The sequence below is a fragment of the Burkholderia sp. E168m23 genome, assembly GCF_016586125.1.
Classification (GTDB): Bacteria; Pseudomonadota; Gammaproteobacteria; order Burkholderiales; family Burkholderiaceae; genus Burkholderia; species Burkholderia orbicola.
On the sequence record NZ_BCPP01001353.1, the window covers coordinates 1 to 1,361 of the forward strand.

A 1,361-nucleotide genomic window follows, 5' to 3' on the forward strand; every position below is an offset into this window, starting at 1 on the left:
CGTATTCATGATCAACGGGCTGACCAAGGGCGACTGGCTGAGCGCACTCACGTTCGCGCTCGCGGTGGCCGTGGGCCTCACGCCCGAGATGCTGCCGATGATCGTCAGCGCGAACCTCGCGCGCGGCGCGGTCGCGATGGCGCGCCGCAAGGTCGTCGTCAAGCGGCTGAACTCGGTGCAGAACTTCGGCGCGATGGACGTGCTGTGTACCGACAAGACCGGCACGCTCACGCAAGACAAGATCATCCTCGAACACCACCTCGACCTGTCCGGCCACAAAAACGAGGACATCCTGCGGCTCGGCTGGCTGAACAGCTTCCACCAGAGCGGCCAGAAGAACCTGATCGACATCGCGGTCGTCGCGCGCGCCGACGAGATCGGCGAACGCGTGAAGCCGCAGGGCTACAAGAAAATCGACGAACTGCCGTTCGATTTCGTGCGGCGCCGCCTGTCGGTCGTCGTCGAGGATACGCGCGGCACGCACCTGCTGATCTGCAAGGGCGCGGTCGAGGAAATGCTGGCCGTCTCCACGCACGTGCAGGATGAGGACGGCGTGCGTCCGCTCGACTTCGTGGCCCGCAAGCGGCTGCTCGAACAGGCCACCGCGTACAACGAGGACGGCTTCCGCGTGCTCGTGCTCGCGACGCGCACGATCCCGCGCGGCGACGAACGCGCGCAATACCGCACCGCCGACGAACACGATCTCGTCGTGCGCGGCTTCCTGACCTTCCTCGATCCGCCGAAGGAATCGGCCGCGCCGGCGCTCGCCGCGCTGCGCGAGAACGGCGTCGCGGTGAAGGTGCTGACGGGCGACAACCCGACCGTCACGATGAAGGTGTGCCGCCAGGTCGGCCTCGAACCCGGCAAACCGATGCTCGGTACGGAAATCGAAGTGCTCGACGATGCGACGCTCGCGCAGGTGGTCGAACGCACGACCGTGTTCGCGAAGCTCACGCCGCTGCAGAAGGCGCGCATCGTCAAGGCGCTGCAGGCGAACGGCCACACGGTCGGCTTCCTCGGCGACGGCATCAACGATGCGCCCGCGCTGCGCGACGCGGACGTCGGCATCTCGGTCGACAGCGGCGCCGACATCGCGAAGGAAACCGCCGACATCATCCTGCTCGAAAAGAGCCTGATGGTGCTGGAGGAAGGCGTGATCAAGGGCCGCGAGACGTTCGGCAACATCCTGAAGTACCTGAACATGACGGCCAGCTCCAACTTCGGCAACGTGTTCTCGGTGCTCGTCGCCAGCGCGTTCCTGCCGTGGGAGCCGATGCTCGCGACGCAGCTGCTCGTGCTGAACCTGATCTACGACACGTCGCAGATGCTGCTGCCGTGGGACTAGATGGATCCCGAGTTCC

The 1,361-nt window shown here is 65.9% G+C and carries 1 pseudogene; it reads left to right on the plus strand.

Annotation, left to right across the window (positions count from 1 at the left end):
• A pseudogene (gene mgtA, locus JMF90_RS37230) lies at positions 1 to 1,342 on the plus strand (magnesium-translocating P-type ATPase); the annotation flags it as partial.
• Positions 1,343 to 1,361 lie beyond the last annotated feature (19 nt).